22 protein-coding genes and 2 pseudogenes are annotated in these 24,643 nt (G+C 38.4%); 5 read left to right on the forward strand and 19 right to left on the reverse strand.

All coding sequences use genetic code 11. The features are described 5' to 3' along the window. Nucleotides 1-357 precede the first annotated feature (357 nt). Nucleotides 358-1,605: a DnaD domain-containing protein gene (locus tag ACZ5Q7_RS01905; protein WP_464433037.1), complete on the reverse strand. Its 1,248-nt coding sequence runs from the start codon at nt 1,603-1,605 to the stop codon at nt 358-360. 200 nt (nt 1,606-1,805) lie between these two features. Then, a complete protein-coding gene (locus tag ACZ5Q7_RS01910) occupies nt 1,806-2,165 on the reverse strand; it encodes a sigma factor (RefSeq protein ID WP_343750526.1) in 360 nt (119 codons plus the stop codon). 376 nt (nt 2,166-2,541) lie between these two features. Here ACZ5Q7_RS01910 and ACZ5Q7_RS01915 point away from each other — a divergent pair, with 376 nt between their 5' ends. The 5 genes from ACZ5Q7_RS01915 (at nt 2,542) to ACZ5Q7_RS01935 (ending at nt 6,057) form a co-directional block, all read left to right on the forward strand. Beyond that, nucleotides 2,542-2,790, forward strand: coding sequence for a helix-turn-helix domain-containing protein (locus ACZ5Q7_RS01915; RefSeq protein ID WP_343750527.1), 249 nt, complete (start codon nt 2,542-2,544; stop codon nt 2,788-2,790). Between the two features lie 94 nt (nt 2,791-2,884). Then, nucleotides 2,885-3,358 (forward strand): competence protein ComK, encoded by a 474-nt coding sequence (locus ACZ5Q7_RS01920; protein WP_343750529.1) that lies wholly within the window; start codon nt 2,885-2,887, stop codon nt 3,356-3,358. 727 nt (nt 3,359-4,085) lie between these two features. Then, nucleotides 4,086-5,165, forward strand: coding sequence for a hypothetical protein (locus tag ACZ5Q7_RS01925; RefSeq protein ID WP_343750530.1), 1,080 nt, complete (start codon nt 4,086-4,088; stop codon nt 5,163-5,165). 20 nt (nt 5,166-5,185) lie between these two features. Next, nucleotides 5,186-5,590 (forward strand): Rcat domain-containing protein, encoded by a 405-nt coding sequence (locus tag ACZ5Q7_RS01930; protein WP_343750531.1) that lies wholly within the window; start codon nt 5,186-5,188, stop codon nt 5,588-5,590. 128 nt (nt 5,591-5,718) lie between these two features. Next, nucleotides 5,719-6,057, forward strand: a complete 339-nt coding sequence (locus tag ACZ5Q7_RS01935; protein WP_343750532.1) for a hypothetical protein — start codon at nt 5,719-5,721, stop codon at nt 6,055-6,057. A 242-nt stretch (nt 6,058-6,299) separates the two neighbouring features. Here ACZ5Q7_RS01935 and ACZ5Q7_RS01940 read toward each other — a convergent pair whose 3' ends face one another. From ACZ5Q7_RS01940 to ACZ5Q7_RS02020, 17 genes and pseudogenes are all read right to left on the reverse strand, one after another. After that, nucleotides 6,300-7,466 carry a nucleotide sugar dehydrogenase gene (locus ACZ5Q7_RS01940; protein ID WP_343750533.1) on the reverse strand — a complete coding sequence of 389 codons (1,167 nt, stop codon included), beginning with the start codon at nt 7,464-7,466 and terminating at the stop codon, nt 6,300-6,302. A gap of 174 nt (nt 7,467-7,640) precedes the next feature. Next, complete coding sequence (locus tag ACZ5Q7_RS01945) at nt 7,641-9,911, reverse strand: nSTAND3 domain-containing NTPase (RefSeq protein ID WP_343750534.1); 2,271 nt, start codon at nt 9,909-9,911, stop codon at nt 7,641-7,643. 404 nt (nt 9,912-10,315) lie between these two features. Beyond that, a pseudogene (locus tag ACZ5Q7_RS01950) lies at nt 10,316-10,539 on the reverse strand (NAD-dependent epimerase); the annotation flags it as partial. A 37-nt stretch (nt 10,540-10,576) separates the two neighbouring features. Beyond that, nucleotides 10,577-11,563, reverse strand: coding sequence for a UDP-glucose 4-epimerase GalE (gene galE / locus ACZ5Q7_RS01955; protein WP_343750535.1), 987 nt, complete (start codon nt 11,561-11,563; stop codon nt 10,577-10,579). Nucleotides 11,564-11,653: 90 nt separating this feature from the next. Further along, nucleotides 11,654-12,676: pseudogene (locus ACZ5Q7_RS01960) on the reverse strand (NAD-dependent epimerase/dehydratase family protein). Nucleotides 12,677-12,714: 38 nt separating this feature from the next. Beyond that, nucleotides 12,715-13,995, reverse strand: a complete 1,281-nt coding sequence (locus tag ACZ5Q7_RS01965; RefSeq protein ID WP_343750536.1) for a lipopolysaccharide biosynthesis protein — start codon at nt 13,993-13,995, stop codon at nt 12,715-12,717. A 35-nt stretch (nt 13,996-14,030) separates the two neighbouring features. Next, nucleotides 14,031-14,171 (reverse strand): hypothetical protein, encoded by a 141-nt coding sequence (locus tag ACZ5Q7_RS01970; RefSeq protein ID WP_343750537.1) that lies wholly within the window; start codon nt 14,169-14,171, stop codon nt 14,031-14,033. Between the two features lie 43 nt (nt 14,172-14,214). Next, nucleotides 14,215-15,681, reverse strand: coding sequence for a transposase (locus ACZ5Q7_RS01975; protein ID WP_464432927.1), 1,467 nt, complete (start codon nt 15,679-15,681; stop codon nt 14,215-14,217). A 33-nt stretch (nt 15,682-15,714) separates the two neighbouring features. Next, nucleotides 15,715-16,722 (reverse strand): polysaccharide pyruvyl transferase family protein, encoded by a 1,008-nt coding sequence (locus ACZ5Q7_RS01980; protein ID WP_343751475.1) that lies wholly within the window; start codon nt 16,720-16,722, stop codon nt 15,715-15,717. A 17-nt stretch (nt 16,723-16,739) separates the two neighbouring features. Next, nucleotides 16,740-17,774: a pseudaminic acid synthase gene (gene pseI, locus ACZ5Q7_RS01985; RefSeq protein WP_343751476.1), complete on the reverse strand. Its 1,035-nt coding sequence runs from the start codon at nt 17,772-17,774 to the stop codon at nt 16,740-16,742. Beyond that, entirely contained in the window at nt 17,774-18,247 is a 474-nt protein-coding gene (locus ACZ5Q7_RS01990; RefSeq protein WP_343751478.1) for a GNAT family N-acetyltransferase, read from the reverse strand. The genes pseI and ACZ5Q7_RS01990 overlap by 1 nt, the downstream gene beginning before the upstream one ends. After that, nucleotides 18,240-19,235, reverse strand: coding sequence for a PseG/SpsG family protein (locus tag ACZ5Q7_RS01995; protein ID WP_343751480.1), 996 nt, complete (start codon nt 19,233-19,235; stop codon nt 18,240-18,242). The genes ACZ5Q7_RS01990 and ACZ5Q7_RS01995 overlap by 8 nt, the downstream gene beginning before the upstream one ends. 17 nt (nt 19,236-19,252) lie before the next feature. Continuing rightward, nucleotides 19,253-19,990 (reverse strand): glycosyltransferase family protein, encoded by a 738-nt coding sequence (locus ACZ5Q7_RS02000; RefSeq protein ID WP_343751481.1) that lies wholly within the window; start codon nt 19,988-19,990, stop codon nt 19,253-19,255. 8 nt (nt 19,991-19,998) lie between these two features. Then, entirely contained in the window at nt 19,999-21,171 is a 1,173-nt protein-coding gene (gene pseC, locus ACZ5Q7_RS02005) for a UDP-4-amino-4,6-dideoxy-N-acetyl-beta-L-altrosamine transaminase (RefSeq protein ID WP_343751482.1), read from the reverse strand. 32 nt (nt 21,172-21,203) lie between these two features. Beyond that, nucleotides 21,204-22,175: a UDP-N-acetylglucosamine 4,6-dehydratase (inverting) gene (gene pseB, locus ACZ5Q7_RS02010; RefSeq protein WP_343751484.1), complete on the reverse strand. Its 972-nt coding sequence runs from the start codon at nt 22,173-22,175 to the stop codon at nt 21,204-21,206. Continuing rightward, nucleotides 22,172-23,569: a hypothetical protein gene (locus tag ACZ5Q7_RS02015; RefSeq protein WP_343751485.1), complete on the reverse strand. Its 1,398-nt coding sequence runs from the start codon at nt 23,567-23,569 to the stop codon at nt 22,172-22,174. The genes pseB and ACZ5Q7_RS02015 overlap by 4 nt, the downstream gene beginning before the upstream one ends. Continuing rightward, complete coding sequence (locus ACZ5Q7_RS02020; RefSeq protein ID WP_343751486.1) at nt 23,556-24,611, reverse strand: hypothetical protein; 1,056 nt, start codon at nt 24,609-24,611, stop codon at nt 23,556-23,558. Before ACZ5Q7_RS02020 ends, ACZ5Q7_RS02015 begins: the two co-directional genes overlap by 14 nt. Nucleotides 24,612-24,643: the final 32 nt, after the last annotated feature.

The following is a 24,643-nucleotide window of genomic DNA, read 5'->3' on the forward strand; positions in this document are numbered from 1 at the left end:
CTTCCGCAGGAAGACCCGATAGGACCTCCCGGGTTGCCGTAACATATCCATGTCTAGCGTGCCGTGGTCACCGACCCCGGAAAGGTCTTAATAAGCTCGCCTATTTCACTTATCAAGATGTTGCATTCTGGACTGGCAAAACCATCTGCCCTTTCATTGAGTATTTCGGGGCTCAATCCCTTCAACCGTCGTTTACGGCCCACTAGCTAACAGTTTACGCTTAATGATGGAAGTTACCTTCCATCATCCAAAACTTGCTACGAGCGAGTGGCTAACTCTTACTCGGCGGGCATCCCACCCACTATATGTTACGACCTAAGCCCGGTCGCTCTGCCAGGCACCATCCAGAAACTGGTGCTATCCGAACTTTGCCAACAGCCGTTCGGTTTCTTCCCATTCGGCGGTTTTATCACGGGATTCGTCTTCTGCCTGGTCCCGCTCTTGATTTCGCTTCTCCTGGCGCTTTTGTTCCCGGAACCAATCCGGTATGACTTCTTCCGTCCGGGCGGCATACGACGGCCCGCCTCGCCCCTGCTGCCTGCGCCGATGAAAGGCCGCTTCTTCCGCCTTGGCGTCTTCAACCGTGGTGATGCCATTCTTCGCCCAGGCTTGCAAAATGGCCTTCACATAGCTCCAGTTGCTCTTGCCGCGTTCCACCGCTCGTTTCATCGCGTCCACGACGAGCGCTTCCCCGACGTCATCTACCCAATTCATCAGGGAATCAGACATAAATGGGCTAATGGGTCCGAAGTTGTTCTGGTAAAATACGAACGCGTCTGCGTCAGCTGCAGTTGTATTAGTTTGTTTGGTCTGGTTTGCTTTCGTTTCATATTGTTTAACTAATGGGGCCGTGTGGTGGTCCGTAGGGTGGTTCATTTCGTGGTCCGGCTGGTGGGTCATCAGGTGGGTCACATTGCGGTTCACGTTGTGGTTCACTTGCTCGTTCGCCAGGTGATCTACTTCCTGGTTTGATTCATGTCGTGTGGCAAAACTCTCCTTCGCTTGGAGCGTGTTGTCTGTTATGTATGAAAAATCGTCGCCCGAGTACACGGCGTTCTCGCTCGATCCGACTGCCCTGTCGCTCGAGTGCAAACCGTCCTCGCTCGAGTTAGCCGCTCTCTCGCTCGAGTGAACCCCACGCTCACTCGCTCCGACCGCCACATCACTCGACGCCACTCCGCTCTCGTTCGAGTTGACTGCCGCGCGACTGCAATCCCGGGACGTATGCGCCTCACCCGAATCAACCACTCCGTTCCCGCCCGAGCCGAGCGCCACGCCTCCCTCACTCAAGCACGCACCTCTCCCATAATCCACATCCCCCGACCAACTCAACCCAATCATCCGATACTCAGCCGCCTGATTCCGCCCGCGCGATTCATACGCCACATACCCCTTCTCGTGCAGCTCAGCGCGCGCCCGTTTGAAGGAACTCTCCTTCAATCCTGACTTCAGCCGCAAGACCGGCGCGGCGACCGTAAACGTCTTCCGCCACATGGCTTTATTATTAATATGCATGAGCGCGTGCCACAACGCCACAGCGGATCCAGATAAAGGATCGCGTTCGATGCAGTCGTAAAAGGCGTTAATCTCTTTTATGTAATTCATCTCAAATCTCCCTCTCAAATTGGCGCGCCTGCTGAAACCCACGCGGCAGGCGCCAGTCATTAGTGGTAAAACGTTTTCAAAACCTCGCCGTTGTCCCGCAGTTTCTGCCTCGCTGCTCGTCCCCAGCCTTTCACGGCATCAAGAGACACCCCTTCCTGCCGGGCTATTTCCGCAAGCGGCAAGCCATCCAAAATGTGAAACTACACCCATTTCCATTGGTTGAAAGTCAGTATGGAACGGACCCGCTCCCAGAATGCGTCATCCGCAGCGTCCTCTTTCAACCACATCACCGGCTGCGTGCGGCCCACGTCAACACTAAGCTGGCGGTTCTGTTTGCGGAGCTTATCCATAAGGCGGTGGCGGATAACATAGTTGAAATACGTGGCGAGCGCACCCTTATTCGGATCATATCGCCTATACGCCATCCACATGGCATAAATCCCTTCCACATAAAATTCCCCCTGCCTGTCGTGAATGCCGAGCTTGTGCATGTGGTAATGGATGCGTCGTTCATTTTGCCGGAAAATCTCCTCAAATGTTGGCTTGTCCGTCTCCTGCATAAAACCCTCCTCATCTATTTTCCTTAGCATAGGGGAAAAGCAGCCAACCGTCACATGCTGTAATTTCGTTTTTTCATCGCAAAATCCCATTTTCCACGACAAAAACCACCCGAAAAATGGCACACCTCCTCGAAAACCCCCTTTTCACCACCCCATTCAAAAATTAGCGGCAAAATCGATAAGGTGCCTGGCACTTTAACTATTCAGAATTGTCTCGGTGCCTGGCACTGAAACGATTCGCAATTGTTTTGGTGCCTGGCACTTGAGCGTGCAAATCCAGTATCAAAACATTTTAAAATTTTTCTCTCAATCTGCCCTTTAGGGCGTGTCCGGATTCGATTGCAAACAGGATAATAGACGTTGAGGGGAGATAGCGTTGGAGGAAATAGATCAATTTAAACAATTACTAGGAAAACAACTAAGGGAAAAAAGAAAACAAAAGGGCTTATCGATACAGAGAGTGGCAGAACATGCTCATACTGGAACCGATCACCTAGGACGAATTGAGCGTGGGGAAAAACAGCCAACCGCATACACGCTATCCAAATTGATCGATTACCTGAACATGGACCCCGGTGTAACCCTGGAAATTATGAACGAGTTGAAAAAACACCGACCTGACTAACAAAGGCTTGCTGACCTCTATCTTCCCATATCAACGACCTGCGACCCAAGATATCCTCCCCACATTACATTCTCACCCAAAAGGAGCTGCATTCATGACAACGATCCGGAACCATTATGTCATTAATGAAAACACCATGGCACTGCTGCCGGCAGCGCACATGGACTATGACACCATTGCCATCGAAAGAGATCAGGAACGATTCGTCCGGGAAACGCCACAACAAATCATCAGCCGTTCCTGCCTGCAGAATGGCTCAACCTACGAAGGACGACGAGCAGCCATCATGCATCATTTCGGGTTCAAGCGAAAAATCCCGATTCCGATCAATCCGAGAAACCGCCTCTTCACCTTCCCAACGAACGCACCAACCGATTTTGCCTGCAACTGGATCTTCTACCGCCATGTTCAGGCCATCCTGCCACCATCCGCATCATCCAATGGAAAAACAAGCCTTCTCTTCCACAATGGCCAACAGCTGCCAGTGGATGTGTCACGCTATGTTCTCGAAAAACAATTGGAAAGGGCCGGAATGTGCGCGGGGATGTTTGGTGGAGAGCGAGCCTAAGGCGCCAGGCACTTCATCAATAAAAAAAGACCCTTAATGAAATTTCTTTCATGCAGAGCCTTTCATTTTCATTACTGGAATTGGCTAAGTGTTTGACTTCAAGTGTACACTTAACACCAAGTATCACTTCATAGTCTTGAATGCGGATCGTTCTGTATGCATTGTTCCACAGCTGAGGCAGACATAATCTGAATGTGCACCATACATGTATTCTTTGCCTATACAAGAATGATTACATTTAGGTCTCCCTTGTTCAATCCACTTTTGGCGGATAGCATTCGTTTGCTCAGGTGTGAGATGTAATCCCATATTTCACCCCCTCATATAGTATATTTAGGCCAACCTTGCAAGGTCGATTTTCTCCTTTGTCAACCGCACAACCGAATCGATTATCAGAGTAGTAATGCAAGCATCAGATACACATTCACCCATTTCAATGTTTCCAATCATTTGTAATATAACATAAAATATTTTTTCATGTTTCTGGATAAAATCGGTGCCTGCTCTCATGTTCTTTAGAAAGGCCACAAGGTAATATCCTCATCATAAAAACAACTACCCCGCATGTCATATTATTGGGAAAGCATCAAAACGTCAGGGCTTCAATAAAGAATACTAAAATAAATTTATTCAAAAACTTTGTTTACTATGCAGGTAAATTATCCCTTTTTGTTGAATTAATACTTAGAACTTTAGAATTTTAAAAAATACAGAAAAGAGGTTTAAAATGAATACTATTTCAGAGATAATTTTTATACAGGATTTAATGAGCTTACCAAAGTCTGATCTTAAAGATATTTGCACAGATCTTAATCTCGAAGATTCTGGTTATAAGGGTGACTTAGCTGGACGGATTTATAGCAGTTTGAATCATAGTAAAAAAACAAAGAATGATGTCTTGGAAAATTATAAAAACAAAATTTTCGCAGGTAAGACTTCGCTCACGTGGTTTAAATTAAATAATATGCTTAGTAAAGAAGAATTTAAAAATTTGATTAGAGAAAATCATTCCTTTGATCCATTTGAAACAACCAGTATACCTCCACTACATGAAATAAGTACTGAACCTTTTCTAATTGGAGGATCTGATGGAAACAATAATAATGACGTTTTTCTAAGATTTATACATAAAAGCGGTGTTAATGAAGAACCTCACGTTACAGAAATTACCACAACTCCAAAAACATCGTTGTCAACAGTATATTACCATTCAGATTCAGGAATTTTAGAATTAAGAGGTGATTCTCGAAAGGGTGAGACCATTGCTAAAATAATTGCTCGTTTATTGAAACAGCAAGTTAGTTTGGAACGTATAGAAACACCTTTTTATCATAAAATAGATGATATAGCCAATAATCTAGGGGGAGCATTAATAGATGCAAAGTCAAAACCGGAAATGTTATTGGAAGATCTAGATGAAGATAAAATAAAAGCTGTTGCTAATGTATTAACGGCTTTGGATAATTACTTTAATACTGAGAATGCCGAGGAATTAGAAACTCAGCTTCAACAAGCCAATAATGCATTTGACGACTATAAATTTACTGTTCCTTTTTCCGCTTTAATTCTTTCAGGAATGGAGGAAGTTGGTTTAAGTGGTGAAAAAGAGATCAGAGGTTTACCACTATTCGATTATCTAAACCCTAACCTACAACATCAAAATGGTTACATTCGTTTTAATTTTGTTGAAGATGGATTCGAAAAGCCGTTTACTATACGGGTAGGTATGAAATCTCAAAGCATTTATTTTAGCACCCGAGCAAGTGAGCAGGTTATTGCATATGTTAGAGAACAAGTTATAATATAAGTACGGAGGAGGTGTTATGTATGGTTGCACAGTTTGAAATACGGGATAAAGTATTGGAATTTGTACAAATGGCGACTTTATCGCCTGTGAAGGGGTTTTATCCAACATCTGCAGCTAAATACGTGAACACTTCCGTACAAACCGTATTCCCTTATTTGATTGATTTGGTAAAAACAGAGGAATTGATTTTGGTTTGGGAACTAAGATGTCCTAATTTTGATTGTAATAAAACCATAAACGATAGTAAATTTGAATCAATTTCAATTGATGATGAAATGGAATGTCCTAAGTGCGGTTATGAATTTGAAGTGAGCAATAAGGACTTTTTTCCAAGATTTGATATAAGTTCTTCATATAAGGAATATTTAAATAAAAAGGACGACAATAGTGGTAAAAAAAAACGAGTTTTTTCACTTCAAACATGACAGGTGGCGATGGAGAAAAATTCAACAAAGATTGGTTTAAGAATTTAGATGAGGAACAAATAGCAGTTTTAACTAAAAATACACCATGCATTATTATAGGACAAATAATTAATCAAGGAGATACTATAATGGCTGATAATGTAAAGAAAACAGGCGATATAAGTGATAATCAATTTGGTTCAAATGTTAATATCCAAGGAGATAATGTGAGCCAAATTAATATAGAAAATGAGCCTGAAATTATGGAAGCTTTAGAAAAGATTAAAAATGAAATCGTACAAATAACTAATGAACATTCCAGAAATGACGCTGACATTTATTATGGATATTTAGAAAAAAGTATTAAAGAAAGAAACACTTCAAAAATTGAAACTTGTATTTCAAAGTTGAGAACATATATAGGTGACATTTCTAGTTTAATGACTATTGCTGAATTTTTTAGTTTAAGTATACCAGGACTTGGTTAATAGTTTTGTATACATAAAAATAGTATACAACCTCCATTTTAATTCCGGATTGGCGCAATAATTTTTTATTTTGGTGTCTATGAAAAAAACTCATTGAAGTATATTATTTGGTTTGGAATTATTAGTTCAAGAAGTTTTACAGTAAATAAGATTCATCCACACGGGTTTTATTTTTATACTGTAAGTGTTAAATAACCCCAAAAGGGCTGGCACCCCTACCGGGGTGCCGCAAAATCCTCCCATCAATCCCGACTAAACAAATCCCGTGTATACACTTTCTCCTCAACATCCTGCAAATCTTCCGTCATTCGGTTCGCCACAACGACATCCGATATCGTCTTGAATTCCTCAAAGTCATTCACGACGCGAGAGTTATAGAATTTCTCTTCCGTCAACGCCGGCTCATACACGATAACCTCAATACCTTTCGCCTTAATGCGCTTCATCACGCCCTGGATGGCCGATTGTCTAAAGTTATCGGAGTCGGTCTTCATCGTCAGGCGATAAATGCCGACGACATCCGGGTTGCGCTCAATGATCATATTCGCGACATGGTCCTTCCTTGTCCGATTCGCATCCACAATTGCCTGCATAATGTTATTCGGTACATCCTCGTAGTTGGCGAGGAGCTGCTTGGTGTCTTTCGGCAGGCAGTAGCCGCCATAGCCAAAGGACGGATTATTGTAATGGCTGCCGATACGGGGATCCAGGGCGACACCGTCGATAATCTGCTTCGTGTTGAGGCCGCGTACTTCTGCATAGGAATCTAGTTCATTGAAGAACGATACACGCATGGCCAGATAGGTATTCGCAAATAATTTAATAGCCTCGGCTTCGGTTGAATTGGTGAACAATACGTCGATATCTTCCTTCACAGCTCCCTGCACGAGCATATCGGCAAATGTTTGCGCGCGTTCGGATTGCTCGCCGACGATGACGCGCGACGGATACAGGTTGTCGTATAATGCCTGTCCTTCCCGTAGAAATTCGGGGGAAAAGATAATGTTGTCGGTGGCGAATGTGACACTGGTCTCTTTCGTATAGCCAACGGGGACGGTCGATTTAATCACCATGATGGCTTCCGGATTGACGTCCAGGACATTGCCGATAACCGTCTCCACGGTTGATGTATCAAAAAAGTTCTGATCCGGGTCATAGTTCGTCGGTGTGGAAATGACGACATAATCGGCGTCCGCAAATGCTTCCTCGCTGTCTGTGGTGGCGGTTAGATTTAAATCCTTATTAGCAAGGAAGTCCTCTATTTCATTATCTGCAATCGGTGACTGCTTCTGATTGATCATGTCCACTTTCTTTTGAACGATGTCGAGTGCAACGACATGATGGTACTGGGCAAGCAAGACGGCATTGGATAAGCCGACATAGCCTGTCCCTGCAACTGCGATTTTCATATGATTCTCCCCCTGTGTTTCCCGGATGACGAGTACATCAAACTCACGATGATAAAGGTGGCATCGATACCCGATGCGGCGGTTAATCTATGTGGTCGTGTTTTCTCAATACTCGACTGAATGATACGTAATTGAAATGATTCACCGGGTGATTGGCACACTTCTGAACTTATATCATTTGTCAACATCTGAAAAAATATCATCTTTCATGTTATGCTCTATCTCGTCATAGACTTCATTAGCATTACTTATATAATTGTCAGAAACTGAATGATCTTCCTTAATGTCCTCTAATTCATTTTCAGCCGTCTCAACTAATATCCGAAAATCATCTGCAATGCTTTCATAACTTGTATCTTCTATTACATCCACTAAATAATTTGCAGTAAAAAACCAGTTTTCAAAATCCTCTTCTACTTCCTCGGGTTTTAATTCATTATCAAGGTTACTTTTTATATGATCAAACTCTTCATAAAAGTAATCGGTTCCTTTAGAAATTAATACATCTATTATCTCATTTTTAGTTTCCTCATCAATTAAACTCATGATAAATTTATTCTTCATAAAGCTAAGATCACGATCAAGAACGGCAATATCTTGAATATCAATCTTTAATGACTTGATCCAGTTATCTTTTAACAGTCCTAATTCTTGCAAACGAAAAGCAAATTCATATGTATAGATAACACTGAATTGATGATATGATGGCTCAGAAACTAGCGCCTCTAATATTGTATGTTCAGACTCCCATAGCCACCTCAAATAATCATCGGTAGCTTCTCGAAGTAAATATCTAGTTATGTTGTTATGGTTATTTAACTTTTTATTTGCCGATAATATTCGTTTTGTAACTTCATGCCACAAATTATATGGGATGAAAATTTTGTCTGATTCTTCTTTAAAAGTCGTATCCCTGACTAAAGTATCAATGTCTACTGTCATTACATATAACTCTAACATTTCTTCTTTTTTTGATAATATAATGTGTAATGAGTCAAGCATACTCGGGTGATATAATGACCAATATTTATGTTTGGATACAACATTTAATTTCACTAGACTATTTTTTAACGTATCCAATGCTTCCTTTATCGATGACAATGAAATATTAAATGCATCAACAAAAACATTGTCTAAATGATCTTCTCGAACCGGGCTGGTTAACTGATTATTATGTATCAATATTAAAATCATAGCAGCTTGTTTATCATTATCCAGGTTGTTTATAACTTCTTCAAAAAAACCAGAGGGGTTCGAAAAGAATTGACTAAGTTCTTTTTTATCTATCATTAATTTCTTATGGAAAAGCCTATTTCCTAATCTTCTCGACAATTCAGGAGAGAAATCACTTCTTTTGGATAAATCATTTAAATAAGGTTTTAATGAGCCTTTTGTCTTCTTTGCCAGATCCCCGCTTTTAACGTGATTATATAAAATTTGCTGCTTTTCATTTAAACTAAGTTCCTCGACATTAATAACTACTTGTGAATTAAATAAAAGAGGGAATGAATTTTCTTTGAATATATTTCTTGCCTCGTTAAATATATAATCTCTGCTTGTAAAAATTACCTTAGCCCCTTTATTAATTGCAGCTCTTAATTTGGGAAAAGTCCTTTGCCATTCACTTACCAAAGAATGATCGAGATTTGTAGCTCCGAATACATCATCAAACCAAAACAACCTATTAGGATTGTGCGGATTCCAATGTTGTTTAAATTGAGTTGGGTTTTCCAGTATGAACGTATCAGTTAACTGGTCTTCAATTATAGAGGTCATCGCAATATTAGTTGCAATTGCTGTTTTTCCGGAAGCTGGTTGTCCCAGCAGCATAACAAATCGACTGTGGTTCACCGCTTCTATGGCCTCTCTATACGATTTCGTTATTACAAATGTGGATACATTTTCTTTTAACTCTTCCACGACACCCAAGGATTGTTGGTATACCCGTTCATCCAGAATTTCTGATAAATCACCTATACCGTATAATCGCGGAACAAGTTTTCTTAAATTTTTGTTTCCATCCAAAGTCATTTCGATCCAGTCATTACCTAGAACCAAACAACTTTGTAGTCCTTCTATATCCATAAATGAATTTTCTATTTTCAAGTGATTTCCTGCTGTTAATTTATAATTGGTAAATATAATATAATGATCTATTTCGTTGTATTCTACTAATCGTTTAACCTTTGGGATTTCCTGCTTCAGGTCGTTTTGAGTTATCAAATGATCCGTTTTCGACGTAAATTTGCATTGAAAAACAAACTTCCCAGAAAGTGATAAATTTTCATCATCCAGGTTACCGCTTCCTTCAAAAAATCCATCTCTTCCGCCATCTTTACCTTCAGAAAAAGGAGTATATGTCGAACCCAATACATTTTGCATTATATGACCGCAAAGGTTTTCGAAATTTTTCCAACCGAGACGATGTAAATTATATTTACTCATAACTATATACCCCACCTGTTACAAACAATCAATTACGTTATGTCCCTTAAATAAAAACCAAAAAATGGGAGGATGCTATTTTGCTAAGTTTATATGTAAGTCTTACACAGAACTTGCGAGAATGCCTAACCCTAATAACCAATTCCAGTCTGACAGAGCCAAAATCCTTAAATCTAGATAGTCAAAAGATTTTTCACTCATAACTTAACATGTTTAGATTTTTCTTGCGAGTACTATATGGTATTGTCAAAGGATAGGCCTAGGCCCTGGGTTAATTCTGTAACAATAACCCAACCGTATCATATGCGAACAATATCTATTATTCTACGGTTGCTTCTATAGTCATCTTGCAAAAACTACAACCAAGCGCCCCTTCGGGCGCTTCTGTATAGAAGAATAGGATATTACTCGACCTCGTAATAATCCACATACCAATCCGCAAACGTCTGCAGCCCTTCTTCAATGGATGTCTCCGGTTTAAACCCTATTTCATTATAAAGCAAATCGGTCGATGCATATGTAGCCGGGACATCCCCAGGCTTAATCGGTTCATAGACTTTATTAAATTCACATTACGGCCCAATGCATTGCTCAACGCTTTTTCCAGCGCATAGATGAACGTCATCAGTGTGCATTCCTAGCGATTTCTTTAGTTCGTAGAGCATCTACTTTATAAACCCGTCCTTATGTTCCTTATGCCAATTCCAAGCGTGCTGCACCATTGTTTCCAACTCCGAATATTGCGGATCCCAACCTAATTCCTGTTTCGCCTTTTCGGAAGAAGCTATCAACACAGCAGGATCACCGGGCCGTCTAGGGGCTTCCCTTGCTGGTATTAACCGGCCAGTCACGTTCCGGCAAGCTTCTAATACCTCGTTAACAGAAAAGCCTTGTCCGTTCCCCAAATTATACACACCACTCTGTTTTGTATCTCTCAGCTTCCGTACAGCCAGATAATGTGCTTGAGCCAAATCCATAACATGAATATAATCCCGAACACAGGTGCCGTCTTCGGTTGCATAATCATGTCCAAATATCTTCATAAACTCACGCTGTCCATTCGCAACTTCTAGTACAATTGGAATCAGATGGGTTTCCGGGTTATGGTCCTCACCTATTCTACTCTCTGGATCCGCACCTGCCGCATTAAAATAGCGTAGTGACACTGACTTTAATCCATATGCATCCTCACACCATTTCAGCATTCGCTCAATCGCCAGTTTTGTTTCACCATACGGGTTGGTTGGGATTGTCGAATCGTCTTCCTTTATCGGTATAGAATCCGGTTCGCCGTAAGTCGCAGCAGTTGATGAAAAGACGATTCTTTTCACACCATGCTCCACTATTTTATTGACTAGATGATGGGTACCCAGAACATTATTTTTATAATAACTCAATGGGTCAGCTACACTTTCTCCAACTAGCGAACTTGCTGCAAAATGAATAACCGAATCAATGGAATGGTTAGTAAAAACCTTATCCAATAGCTCATCGTCATGCAAATTTCCTTCGTAGTAAGTTGTGTTCAATAAAGCATCATAGTGCCCTTTGGTGAAATTATCAAGCACGATGACCTCTTCACCTTTTTCCTGCAAATACAGTACAGTGTGGCTTCCGATATAGCCAGCACCGCCTGTTACAAGTATTGTCATGTATAGCTTCCCCCCTATGATGTATTACATTTTGCAACTTCTCCATAATTGCCTTTTAAAAGCTCGTTATTTGGACTGGTAATCTATCGTTTATGTCACCTGATAATAATCCACGTACCACTCCGCAAATTTCTGCAATCCATCTTCAATGGATGTCTCTGGTTTAAATCCTATTTCATTATAAAGCAAATCGGTCGATGCATATGTAGCCGGCACATCCCCAGGCTTAATCGGTTCATAGACTTTATTAAATGCCACATCACGACCCAATGCATTGCTCAACGCTTTCTCGAGGGCACCAATGAACGTCATCAGCTTCTCCGGACTGTTGTTGCCGATGTTAAACACGCGATGCGGATCACCCTCTTCCTTCGCAGGGGGATGCTCCATCAGCCGTTCCATGCCCATGACGATATCGTCAATGTAGGTGAAATCACGATACAGATCATTGTCAAAATCGCCATTGTTGAAGATCTTAATCGGGTCGCCGGCAAAATACTTATCCGTGAAACCGAAGTAAGCCATATCCGGACGCCCCATTGGCCCGTACACCGTAAAGAAGCGAAGACCGGTGGCCGGGATGTTATACAGATGGCTGTACGTGTGCGCCATTAATTCATTGGACTTCTTCGTTGACGCATACAGCGATACCGGATGGTCGACAAAGTCCGATTCTTCAAACGGCACTTTCTTATTCGCGCCATACACCGAACTGGACGACGCATAGACCAGATGATCAACCGGATAGTATCTGCAGACTTCCAGGATATTGTAGAACCCAAGGAGATTACTCTGAATATAAACATCCGGGTTCTCTATCGAATAACGGACACCAGCCTGTGCAGCCATATTCACAACTATATCAGGCTTATGTACTTCAAACGTCTCCATAATCCTGGATTTGTTTCCTTTGATAAAGGTAAATGACGCATAAGGCTTTAGCTGATCCAGGCGGGCCTGCTTTAAATTAACGTCATAGTAATCATTGAGATTATCTATCCCGACTACCGTTCAGCCTCGGTCCAACAGTTTCTTGGAAAAATAGAATCCGATGAAACCGGCGGCACCGGTGACTAGGAAGGTTTTGTTAACACAGAGAGATCTATGTCCCATTTTCTTTGACTCCTTCCTTTCACCTAAATCTTTAACCTTTAAATCTTACTCGCAAAAGAATTGACTGAACTATAAATTCTACTAGCTCTGGAAATTAACAAATATCTAACTAGTTCTGCCATAATTGTCGAAACTATTGCACCATAAACACCTATATAAGGAATCACAACGAAATTAATTATTATATTCACTACTGCTGCAATAGTACTACTTCTAGCAATAGCGCCTGTCTTTTTGGCATAAACTAATTTAGCCACAGGCATGTAATAAAAGCCCTTAATCATATGACCGATTAATAACGCCGGCAACAAGATTATTGCTCCATAATATTCTTCGGAAGTAATCACTCGTACTGCAAACATAGAAATTGGAATCGACACCAATCCAAATATTAAAATAACCATCAAAAATACCTTTAGCAGTTTATTTCCATCCGTTTCCTGACCTTCCTTTCTCAACCGAGTATATCTTGGGACGAAAGCATTGTTAACACTGGTATAAAATATAGCTAACACCATCGATACTTGTGCAGCTAATGAATAAACACCTAAATTATCTAAACTAATAAATTTTTCTAAAATAACTCTATCTGAGGAACTTATAATCCATCCACTTGCCACATGTGGTATCATTGGCAAACTAAATAAAAGGCTTTCTTTTATGAATGTTTTATTCCAATTTAATTTTATATTTTTTAGTTGGAATATATATACTATAGCCGTTACTATAAAAGAAATTGTTATTTGTGATAATAATGCACTTTCTGCCCCCATCCCTTCTCCTACGATTAAATATCCCGTCAGGAGCATAGTAAAAAAAGCCTTTATAACATTAGCTGAAACAAATGTTCCAGCTTTTTCTTGAGCTCTATATAATGCCATTGGTAATGAAAATAACCCTGAAATCCATGCTAGGATGATTAAATAAAAGTAATATGGTTTTATGGGTATGCTATTGAAAAGTAAACTACCTATAGGTTTATATAAGAATAGTGAAATAAGAGATAGAACGGTAGAAAATAAAAACACAAACATAAAAATTGAACCTAGATACTCTTTTTGCTTTTTCAAGTCTTCTAGGAAATCATAATAAAAACGAGTTAGCGCACTTTTTAAGGATAAGATTATGAATACTTCTAACATTCCTACAAGTGTTTGAACTGTAGTCATTATGGCGTACTCGTCAGGGCTTAAATATTGAGTGTAAATAGGGAGCATAATAAATCCAATAAGCGGAGTCATTAATCCCCCAATAACATATAATATTGAATTTGTTAAAAAAGTATTTCTATTTCTTTTTCTGTTTAAGTTGACCTTCATTTACAAAACGTCTTTCTAAAAATTATTATTTTACTTTAAGGCAATTGCTCTATAAATGGTTTCATCTTGCTTTTCCATAATTCATCTATTTTAGCAAGTGAACTTTTTGTAGTTGGATATCCTTCTTCAACTTCTTTACTAAATATTTTTACAGCTTTATAACTTGGTTCATTCAACCTCCTCATAATGTTAACAAATCTATTAATGTTCTTAGAATCCTTAGAAGACTGGTGAAAAACTACAGTTTTGATCCATCAAAGATGCGAACAAGAACCTGAATTGTTCTTTAATTCTCTTAAAAACAAAAGAAATGAAGATATTACGGTGGTGTCTTTCATCCCATTTGGTTGTTTCAGCGCATGCTGAAACGCCGGTCCTGGGCCTTTTACCTTTGAACCGGCTTAACTTCTTAAGATTTTGAACGATGGCGGTACAGAGTGCTTGTTCCTGCATGCAGTCCAGCCCTCTGCTTTTGGCACGATCCAGCCCGTGCACTGTCTTGGCTTCGGCGAATCCATGTTCACACTGGACACGCTGGTTCTGAATAGCCTGGTATTTGCCGTCAATCTGAATGTGTTTTGCTTGATTTTTGGTCTCAACTTTGTCGACTTTTTCCTGACGCTTTCTTTGCTGCTCAGGCTTGTGGGTTTTCCTTTGCCAAGTCGGGATCTCTTCCAACTCGTGGTCCTGCAAAGAAACCAAAGGGATGATGCCCAGCGAAATGAGATAGGCCAAATACGCCGGTGTCCCATAAGCCTTGTCACCCGACAAGGTCTGAATATGGATTTGTGGATGCTGAAAACGAACAGCTGCCAGCTGTTGTTGGCTTATTTCTCTTTCTGCTGTACCGGAAGCAATGCTTGCATTGGTCTTTAAAATAACGCCTGACTCAACGTCTGCCAGGTTGTGCACAAGGTAACGCGGATAGGCCTCCTGTCCTTTGCTCTTTTTGTACAGACGGGCATCCGGGTCTGTCGTACTCCGGTGGGTTTGATTGGAAAACGTTTTGCCGTGAAAGTCTTCATGGCTGGCATTTTCCTGAAGCTGATCCGATTTATTATTTTCCTTTGATTTCGGAGGCCGAGGGTTTTGGTCATCATCGTCGCTGTTCGGATTACCTGATGGTCTTAAAGACGCTTCATCACGTTGCTTTTTAACTTCCAGGTAAGCTTCAATGGTTTGAACCGGGGCCAGCTCTATTTCTTCCAGACTATGAATGGACGCGTTTGCATGCACTTGTGTGCCATCCACACCGGCATGAACGTCTGGGCGAACGAGGCCGGAAGCAATGCACTGATTAACGACATGCATCATGATATCATCAAAAATACCATGGCGACGCCAAAGCGCTCTTGTTTTAACAAGTGTTGTTCGATCAGGAAGTGACGACTCAAAATCCAGGCCGCAAAACCACAGGTAGCCTGCATGCATGGGGAGCGTTTCAAACAGTTCCCGTTCCGAGTGATTAAATAGATACTCAAGTACAACCAGCCGCACGACCAATTCAGCATTCGTGGATGGTCGGCCTGTCTTTTCGGAATAGAGAGGTTTCACCTGATCGTGGACAGCTGAAAAGTCAATAACATCTTTCACCCTTCTCAGGATATGATGCCTGGGAACGAGATCCTCCATATCAATATATTGAAACATGTTGGGTTGAATGTGATTTTGCTTTGGCGAATGCATAAATGGATCATCCTTCTAGAGTGTTCTGTATGACTATATTCGACATAAAGCTAGGAAATTCCTAGAACAGGTTGACTTTTTCACCGGACTTTTAGGGTATAGATTCTTAAACTTTAGAGATAAATTAGGTGCTGCTGAATAACCCAAACCATTCAAAGTATATAAGTGACCCATACCTCTTCCATCTTCACCAATTAGTAAACTTGGCTTCCTCGTTCTTAAAAACCATATGTGAGCATGTAACCTAAAACCTATGTGTGCATCGATGTCATCGTAAAATGACAAGTTTTCTGCATCCCCTGAAAGGTCTACAAAATTAATTTGTCTTTTGTCCCAATTTGAATTGATTTGCTCTTCAAATATGCCATTATATCCATGATACGTAATATAAACATCACATGAAAATTCATTTTTTAATTTCAGTGCCAACTTGTATGCCATCTCTTGGTGATGTTTAACATGAGGCATAGATACACTTATTTTATTTATTTTTTCGGGCAATAGTGCAGAAGTGTTTAATAAGTTTGTATCAAATAAACCGCAGTCACCAGTTGTCCCGTAACACTTAACACCATTATTGACCAATATATTTTCTGTTGTAATATCTCGACATGAAATTGCTCCAATAGCAGAACTATCTTGTCCCACTTTACCAAAATGTTGAGATAATATCTCTTTCTCAGTTGATGCAAGGTTAAGTTTTTTTGACTGTTTAATAGTACCAGGATACACTCCCCAACCAGCTCCAACACCATATACTGGAACTGACGATTTATATGCTTTATTAAAAAATTTACTTCTGTTTTTTGGAGCCTCATTATACCCTTTGATTGTTGGCCTCATGCCTGGTGCTAAAATAGCTTTGTATTCACTCAAGTCATCCAAATCCTCCGGTTCTTGATCTACAACACTCACAAAATCAAAATTGACATCCTTACCTTTTACACCTTTTACGATATCCAAAAGACTTTTGCCAAGTAAATCATCCCCGGAGTTTCTAGAGCCTTTTTCAGGGTATGTTGATAAAATTAAATATGACATTTCGTTAGTCCCCTTTATTATTCCACAATGTCCCAAGTTAAAGGTTTCCCTCTTGATATATCATCTTTAGCTTTCTTTCCAATTACTGAATCAATATATTTGGGCTTCATACCATGACCCGGTCGTATTGATCTAACATTAGATTCGGTCAAAGTTTCTCCTTTTTCAACATCCTCTACTACAAATAATGATCGAGACAGCTCACGGCTTTTCATCTTTTTTTCATCCAACTCATAATCAACATTACCTAATGCTTTTTCCGCATCTCTCACAGAATCCACTAGCACTTTAAATTCGTCTTTATCCAATGAAAAACTAGAGTCCGGGCCACCTATACTTTTATCTAATATGAAATGTTTTTCAATTATTTTTGCTCCAAGGGAAACAGATATTATTGGTACCGTTGCTCCAAATGTATGATCAGACAAACCAATTTCCACATTAAAGGTCTCTTTTAAATTTTGCATTGTTAACAAATTAGCATCCTCAATTTTGGCTGGATAAGCAGAAGTGCATTTCAACAAGATAATTTGTTCATTGTTCATTCTCCTACAAGCCTGTACAGCATCATCAATTTCTCCAAGAGTTGCAATACCAGTGGATATAATGACAGGTTTGCCTTGTGAAGCAATATATTCAATTAAAGGAATATCCGTTATTTCAAATGACGCTACTTTGTAGGCTGGCACATTTAAGTCTTCTAAAAAGTCTACAGCAGACTTATCAAAAGGGCTCGAAAAACAAATTAAACCAAGTTCTTTGGCATAGTTCATTAATTCTTCATGCCACTCCCATGGCATGTATGCTTCTTTATAAAGGTCATATAAATAATTGTCATCCCATATTGTTTCGCTTTGGATTTTAAAATAGTCATTTTTGCAATCGATCGTTATTGTATCAGGAGTATATGTTTGGAGTTTAATAGCATTAGCCCCAGACTCCTTGGCAGCTTTAATGGTCTCTTTGGCGACGTTTATATCGTTTCCGTGATTAGCTGAAAGTTCCGCAATAATTAGTGCTTGTTTTGAAATATTAAAATCGCTTATATACATTATGATCCCCTTCTTAACGGAAGAATATATTCAAGCATCTTATCATTTTGCTTTTGCAATGAGAAATTTGCGTTCTCAAATAACTTTTTAGAAGCAGTATTTATGTCAGAGACAACTGCTAAAATATATTGGACTTCTTTTCTTTCGCCTTTTAGTCGTTTTATACTTTCTTCCAAAAATTCAATACTCAAACCTCGACCTTTAAGGTCTTTAGATAAACTTATACTTACTATTGCTGTATCATTATCAAGTTTATACCTTATTTGCCCTAGAAAATTATTATTATCATCTGATATAACATAGATAATATGGTTACTTGATTTTATAACTTTTTCGAACCATCTTACATGCTCTTCCCAATCAATCTTTTGTGGATTAATGGAATGCTTTCTAACATAGTCCGCGTTTGATAGTTGGTAGATGTCATAAATATCATCTTCTTGGATGGAGCGTAAATAATAAGTATTATTCATAACTCTTCCCCCCTACCAAATTATCAACGATTCGTTTGGCTCCCATTCCATCGACTACCCCAGCATATTGCTGCACTAGTGAACATCTTAACGAAAAGGAGTTCAGTTTATGAAATTCATCTCTTAACTTTTCAGTCGTTATCAAATCCTGATAATCCAGAACAGCTTCAACAAGATTAAACCTTTTAAGACTCTCTATATTGTTCTTCTGATTTTCGGCGACTTTCACAGGGATAAATGGAGTTTTTGTAGATAATAACTCGTAAACCGTTTGCCCAGCTGCAGTTATTGCCAAATCTGAATCTAACATGATTTTTTTCATTTTATAAGCAGTTATATTTTGGTGCATCTCTATTTTTGTACCAATTTCATTGATGATTTTCTCTCTGCTCCCAGAATCCTTACCAACTATAACGTGAAAAGTAAGGTACGGATTTCTGCTGCTAATTTGGTTTAATACAGATAGTGTTAGATTGTTTAAGCCCGATCCGCCCATAGTAATCAGAACAGTGTTCACATGTTTATTTATCTTTTGTCGATCCTGATTTATAAACGGTCTTCGCAAAATAATGTATTTATGACCCAACAGAAACCCATTGTTTCTATCGTCACTATAAACAAGTCCGTCAGTACTGAGAGATGGGTTAACAATCACGCCAGGGGGATAATTAATCCGTGCATTATCATCTATATATAAGCACTTTTTCGCTCTATCCGAGATTAATTGATAAATATTCTCATCCGCCAAGTAAGAATCTATTATACAATAAACGTCTTTGTTAACGTACTTCTTAAGAAAGTCTTTTGACAGCCAATTAACTATTTTGTAGTTCTTACCTTGAAGCATATCCAAATCTTTATTGTTCCCGTTTATAATCATTTCAACCGCAATACCACGAGACTCTATTTCGTCATATAATGAGCTACACCTTGAAATATGTCCTAAGCCAGTCTGACTTCCACCTTCAGTAAAAATCAATACTTTCACTTTTGTCATCCTCTTAATTATTTAACTTTCTTTTGTTCAATATGTGCATTTATATCATAAAGTTTTGGTTCCTTTTTTAATAAGTTGACAATGTCATTTAGATAAAAATCATGATTCCCAGTATACAGTTTGTTATATATTTCAGTTATTAGTTGGAAATCTTCCTCCGTGTCCAATGTCAAACGATAGTCCGAAAAATCTCTATCATTTTTAAAGTAGTGGATACTGTTGCCTTCCTGCTCATATATATAAGGTGTAACATGTTCGCGCTGATATTCTTTTTCACCATTTACATAAGCATCTTCAAGAACTTCGAAGGAAAACACTTCTGTATCCATCCCTCTTGGGAATGTTCTCTGTTGATATTCAGCTCCAGCATTTGTCACAAGACTATAATCATTCTCTAAATAAAATTTAATCATCTCGTCAACAATAAAAGGGTCAATTAATGGACAGTCAGAAGTGATTCTAACGATAACGTCAGTATTATTCCCCTTTGCTGCATTATAATAACGTTCAAGAACATCTTGCTCACTTCCTCTAGTTACCCGGACACCATTTTGTTCAGCTTCTCTCTCGATAACGTTGTCGCTAGAGTGTTCTGTTGTTGCTATAATTATATCATCTATTAGTTTAGCCTGTTTTAACCTTTGTATAACATGGGAAAGTATAGTATTCCCCTTTAATTCTTTCATAACTTTGCCTGAAAGCCTGGTAGACCCCATTCTAGCTTGAACAATGGCTGTTATTTTCATAAATATACCTACTTCCGATAATGTTGAATCACCTTTTTAACGGCTTTTATGACATCATTTACATCCTTCTCCGTCATAGCCGGAAAAAGCGGCAAAGTGATAATTTCTTCATATAAAAGCTCTGCTATTGGACACAATCCTCGTTTATAACCGAGTTGCTGATAATATGGCTGTAGGTGAACGGGGATGTAGTGTACGTTAACGCCAATATTTTCTTTGAGTAAAGCTTCAAATATTTGCTTTCTATCAACTGTTAGTTCTTCTAAATTTAAACGAATCACATATAAATGCCAACTCGATGATCCCTTTGAATCCTGATATGGAGTTTCAATTTCTCCTATATCATTAAATGCCTTATTATACATAGAAACATATTCTTTTCGCTTCTCGACAAAACTATCAATTTTATTAAGTTGACTGGCTCCGAGTGCAGCTTGTATATCTGTCATTCTATAATTGTAGCCCAATGATTGCATTTCATAGTACCAAGGACCGTCTTGTTTATTTAAATCTTTCGGATCCTTTGTAATCCCATGTGTTCTAAATTCAAGTAATTTATGGTAGTATTCTTCATTATTTGTCGTGATAATACCACCTTCACCTGAGGTAATATGTTTAACAGGGTGTAAGCTGAACATCGTCATATCACTGATAGAACCTATTTTATTTCCATTATAAGTTGCACCTAAAGCGTGAGCTGCGTCCTCTATTACAATAAGGTTGTATTTCTGGGCAATTCGCTTTATCTCGTCCAGTGGCGCCGGTTGTCCAGTATAGTCGACAGGAATAATAGCTTTGGTATTATCAGTAATTAATTCCTCTATTTTTTTGGGGTCGATATTATACGTTTCAGAATCAATATCAGCAAAAACTGGAGTTCCACCTTGATAAAGCACGCAATTAGCACTCGCAACAAATGTCATTGGAGTTGTGATTACTTCGTCCCCTTGACCTATACCTGCTGCATAACTAGAAGCATGCAGAGCAGCTGTCCCGTTCGAAAAAGATACAGCATACTTGGATTCGACATATGATGAAACAGCATTTTCAAATTCACTAACCGCTGGTCCCGTGGTTAAATAATTACTGTTCAACACGTCAACGACAGCGTGGATATCGTCTTCATCAAGCGATTGTCGTCCATATGGTAAAAACTCATCCCTGATTGGTTGATTATCCAAACAAAAACCTCCTGTAGTAAGTGAATTTAACGTTATTCCTTTACCAAGTTTTTTAAGTCTTCAACAGTTAGCCATTCATCGTTTACATTGCTCACATAACTAAATCCATCAGACAATGGTTTACCACCATTACTAAATTCATCCCTCCACCAAGGAAATTCAGGCTGGATAACGTAATAAGAATCATACTCCAAAGTTCGCCGGGCATCGTCTTCCGTGATCATGACTTCATGCAACTTTTCACCGGGACGGATTCCGACGATGTTGATATCACATTCCGGCGCAATAGCCTTTGCTAAATCAGTCACCATCATACTTGGTATTTTAGGAACAAATATCTCTCCACCATGTATTCTTTCTAAACTATCAATTACGAATTGCACACCTTGGTCAAGCGTAATCCAAAAACGTGTCATACGTTCGTCCGTGATTGGTATTTCTGTGGCACCTTGATCCCTCAATTTCTTGAAGAATGGTACAACACTTCCTCGACTTCCAACAACATTACCATACCGTACCACTGCAAACCTTGTATCCTTATCACCAACATACGAGTTAGCAGCTACAAACAACTTGTCAGAGGCCAACTTAGTAGCCCCATATAAATTAATTGGACTTGCCGCTTTATCCGTACTTAAAGCTATCACTTTTTGAACACCACGATCGATTGCAGCTTCAACAATATTCTGTGCACTGTGTATATTAGTCTTAACAGCTTCAAATGGATTATATTCACAAGCACCGACATGTTTTAAAGCGGCTGCATGAATTACAATATCAACCCCATCGAATGCCCTATATAGACGGTCCCTATCCCGTACATCTCCTATAAAAAATCGAATTCTTGGATCTGTGAATTCCTGTGCCATTTCATGTTGCTTTAATTCGTCTCTGCTAAACACTATGACCTTTTTAACATCCTGTTCCAATACCTTTGTGATAAATTTCTTCCCGAAAGATCCAGTTCCACCTGTAACTAAAATCGTTTTGTTATTTAAATTCATTGTTTCATATCCTTTCTGCTTTTGAAAAAGTACTCTTTATCAAATTCCTCTACTTTAAAATCTTTTATCGCTTTGATACAACTTGATGAATTATCAGCTAACATTACAATATTTTCATTAATAAGATCATCCATATATTCAATACCCTGTAAATTAACTAAAATTGTTTTACAACCTAAAGTCATGCCCTCAAAAATGGCTGTGGAATTTACACCTATTTGAAACTCCGATTCCGCAAAGTAGCTATAAAGACTTTTTTCATTGTGATCAATAACCTCAAGGTTTTCAAACGTACTAGCTTCAACCAAATCGGGATACTCGCTCTTCCATCGGTCGTACTCTCCTGGATGCAGTTTATAGATGAAATAGTAATCAGGCATCTCTTGAGCAATTTCTTTAGCTTTCACTGACAATTTTTTGCCAATCGTTCCCTGGGATAAGATTAATACTTGATTGTTTCTCTTTGGTGTACCCTTATACATCTCCAGTTGTTGTTCTAAATATGGAAAACCATATACCTCAATTTTTGTTTGTTCTGGAAAGCCTTTTGTGTGTCCCCAATAGTCGCCAAAAGTCAAAATCTTATCAGGAAAATATTCGATAAACTGTGTTGGATCCCCAAAATTGTAACCAAAGTGATAATCCGTGATTACACCGTGTTGAAATTCAATCACTTCGATTCCTAAGTCTTTAGCAGCGGATATTAGAGAAACACTACCATAAGAAACAAGAATATATATTTTAGACGGTCTTCTTTTCTTGAGTAAATTAAAATAATAATGATATTGATGCTTGAAAAAGAAGGCATTACTTTTGATAAAATTAACTAAATAAAGATTAGTATTAAATGTTTTATTGATAATAGTTTCCAAATGTTTAATTCTATTTTCTTCTCTAGTTGAAATTTTAAGTGATGAAATATGCTTACTAAGGAATACTTTAAGCTTTATAGCATCTGAGTAACGTCTGTTTTTGCTAGAAAAGTTCTTAAGATGTTTGTATAAGTAGGGTGCTTCAACAACGTCATATTGTTCATCCTCTAATGTCTTAATAAAATAATGTGTATAAATATCAAAAGAATAATTATTCAATTTCATTTTTCGAGGATGATCAAAAATTATATAATCCCTAGTATATCGCCCTTGCATAGGATTTTTAAAAATTGAATTGAAGATCATCCTTGGAAAATACTTTAATTTATCGACAAAATTATTCTTTTGTGTATGTGCTTGCCCGTAAATTTGAAGTTCTTCAGTTATTTTGGTAAATAATTGGAATCGAATTAATTGCCAAATTTTTATACCGCAAATATCTAAATTTATTAGATCGTTATCCCTTTCAAGTTGCCACAGATGTTGACAAACTTTCCTTATTGTAAATTCACTTTTTGGCATTTAACCACCCTATTCCATTATTACTGTTCTTCACCCATTTTCCCTTATAGTATTCAAACTTCTCTACAGGCATAATTCTGTGGTTTTTTTTCATCAAATCTTCAACACAAACCAATATTAAAAAAAGTAATATATAATCATAATCACCTACCAGCATAACTGTATCAGTAGCACCCCTGAGCAGCAAACAGGTCAACAAGATGAAGTACAAAAACTGCTTAGTTAGCAAGAAAAAGATTAAAATGATAAAAACTATTCCTATTACTAACATCCCACCTAACCCGAATTTTGAATGGAAATCCAAAAAACTATTATGTAAATTATTAAAACCTGCAAAGTAAAATTCATAATAGTCCAAGCCAAATAATACTTTTCGGGTATTCAATTCACTAAAATAAGCCTTAATAATTTCACTTCTAGGACTTTCCTCTATAAAGCTTGACCTTTCACCAAATTTGTAGATAATGCTCTGACTTAACTTCAACATAAACTTATAAACACTATAGCCAAAAAAAGATGTGGCGAGTAACATTAAACTAAAAGTAAATTTATTTAAATTACGCATATACTTAATAATTAAAACACCTAGTATTAATATAATTGACACAATTATTCCGGATCTACCTAAAGTCCAAAATGAGATTAACAAAGAAAATATAGCAGGAAAAACTATTACTTTATTATAGTTTCTGTAATAAAGGCCAATAATCAAAATACTAAAGGATAAAACAATGTAGTTGACTATATTACCACTTGATTTTTCTGCAATATCATGTGGGCTAGTGCCGACTAAACTAAAGTAGGCTAGATAAAAAACTATTATTGTATATATATATTTAGATATTATATATCCATTTTTCTTTTCTATTAGATAAATACCAAACCCAACATGAGATATAATTAGCATAAATAAACTTAAATCACCAGTGCTTTGATAGTATAAATATTTGACCGAAAGTATCAGCGTAAACAAAAATAAAAAAAGCCATACATAACTATACCTTTTTAAGTTTGTAACAAAAAAATAAACTGTTAATACCAAACCACATATAATCAATATATAAAGTAACAAAT

This window comes from Lentibacillus halophilus, from assembly GCF_055395055.1.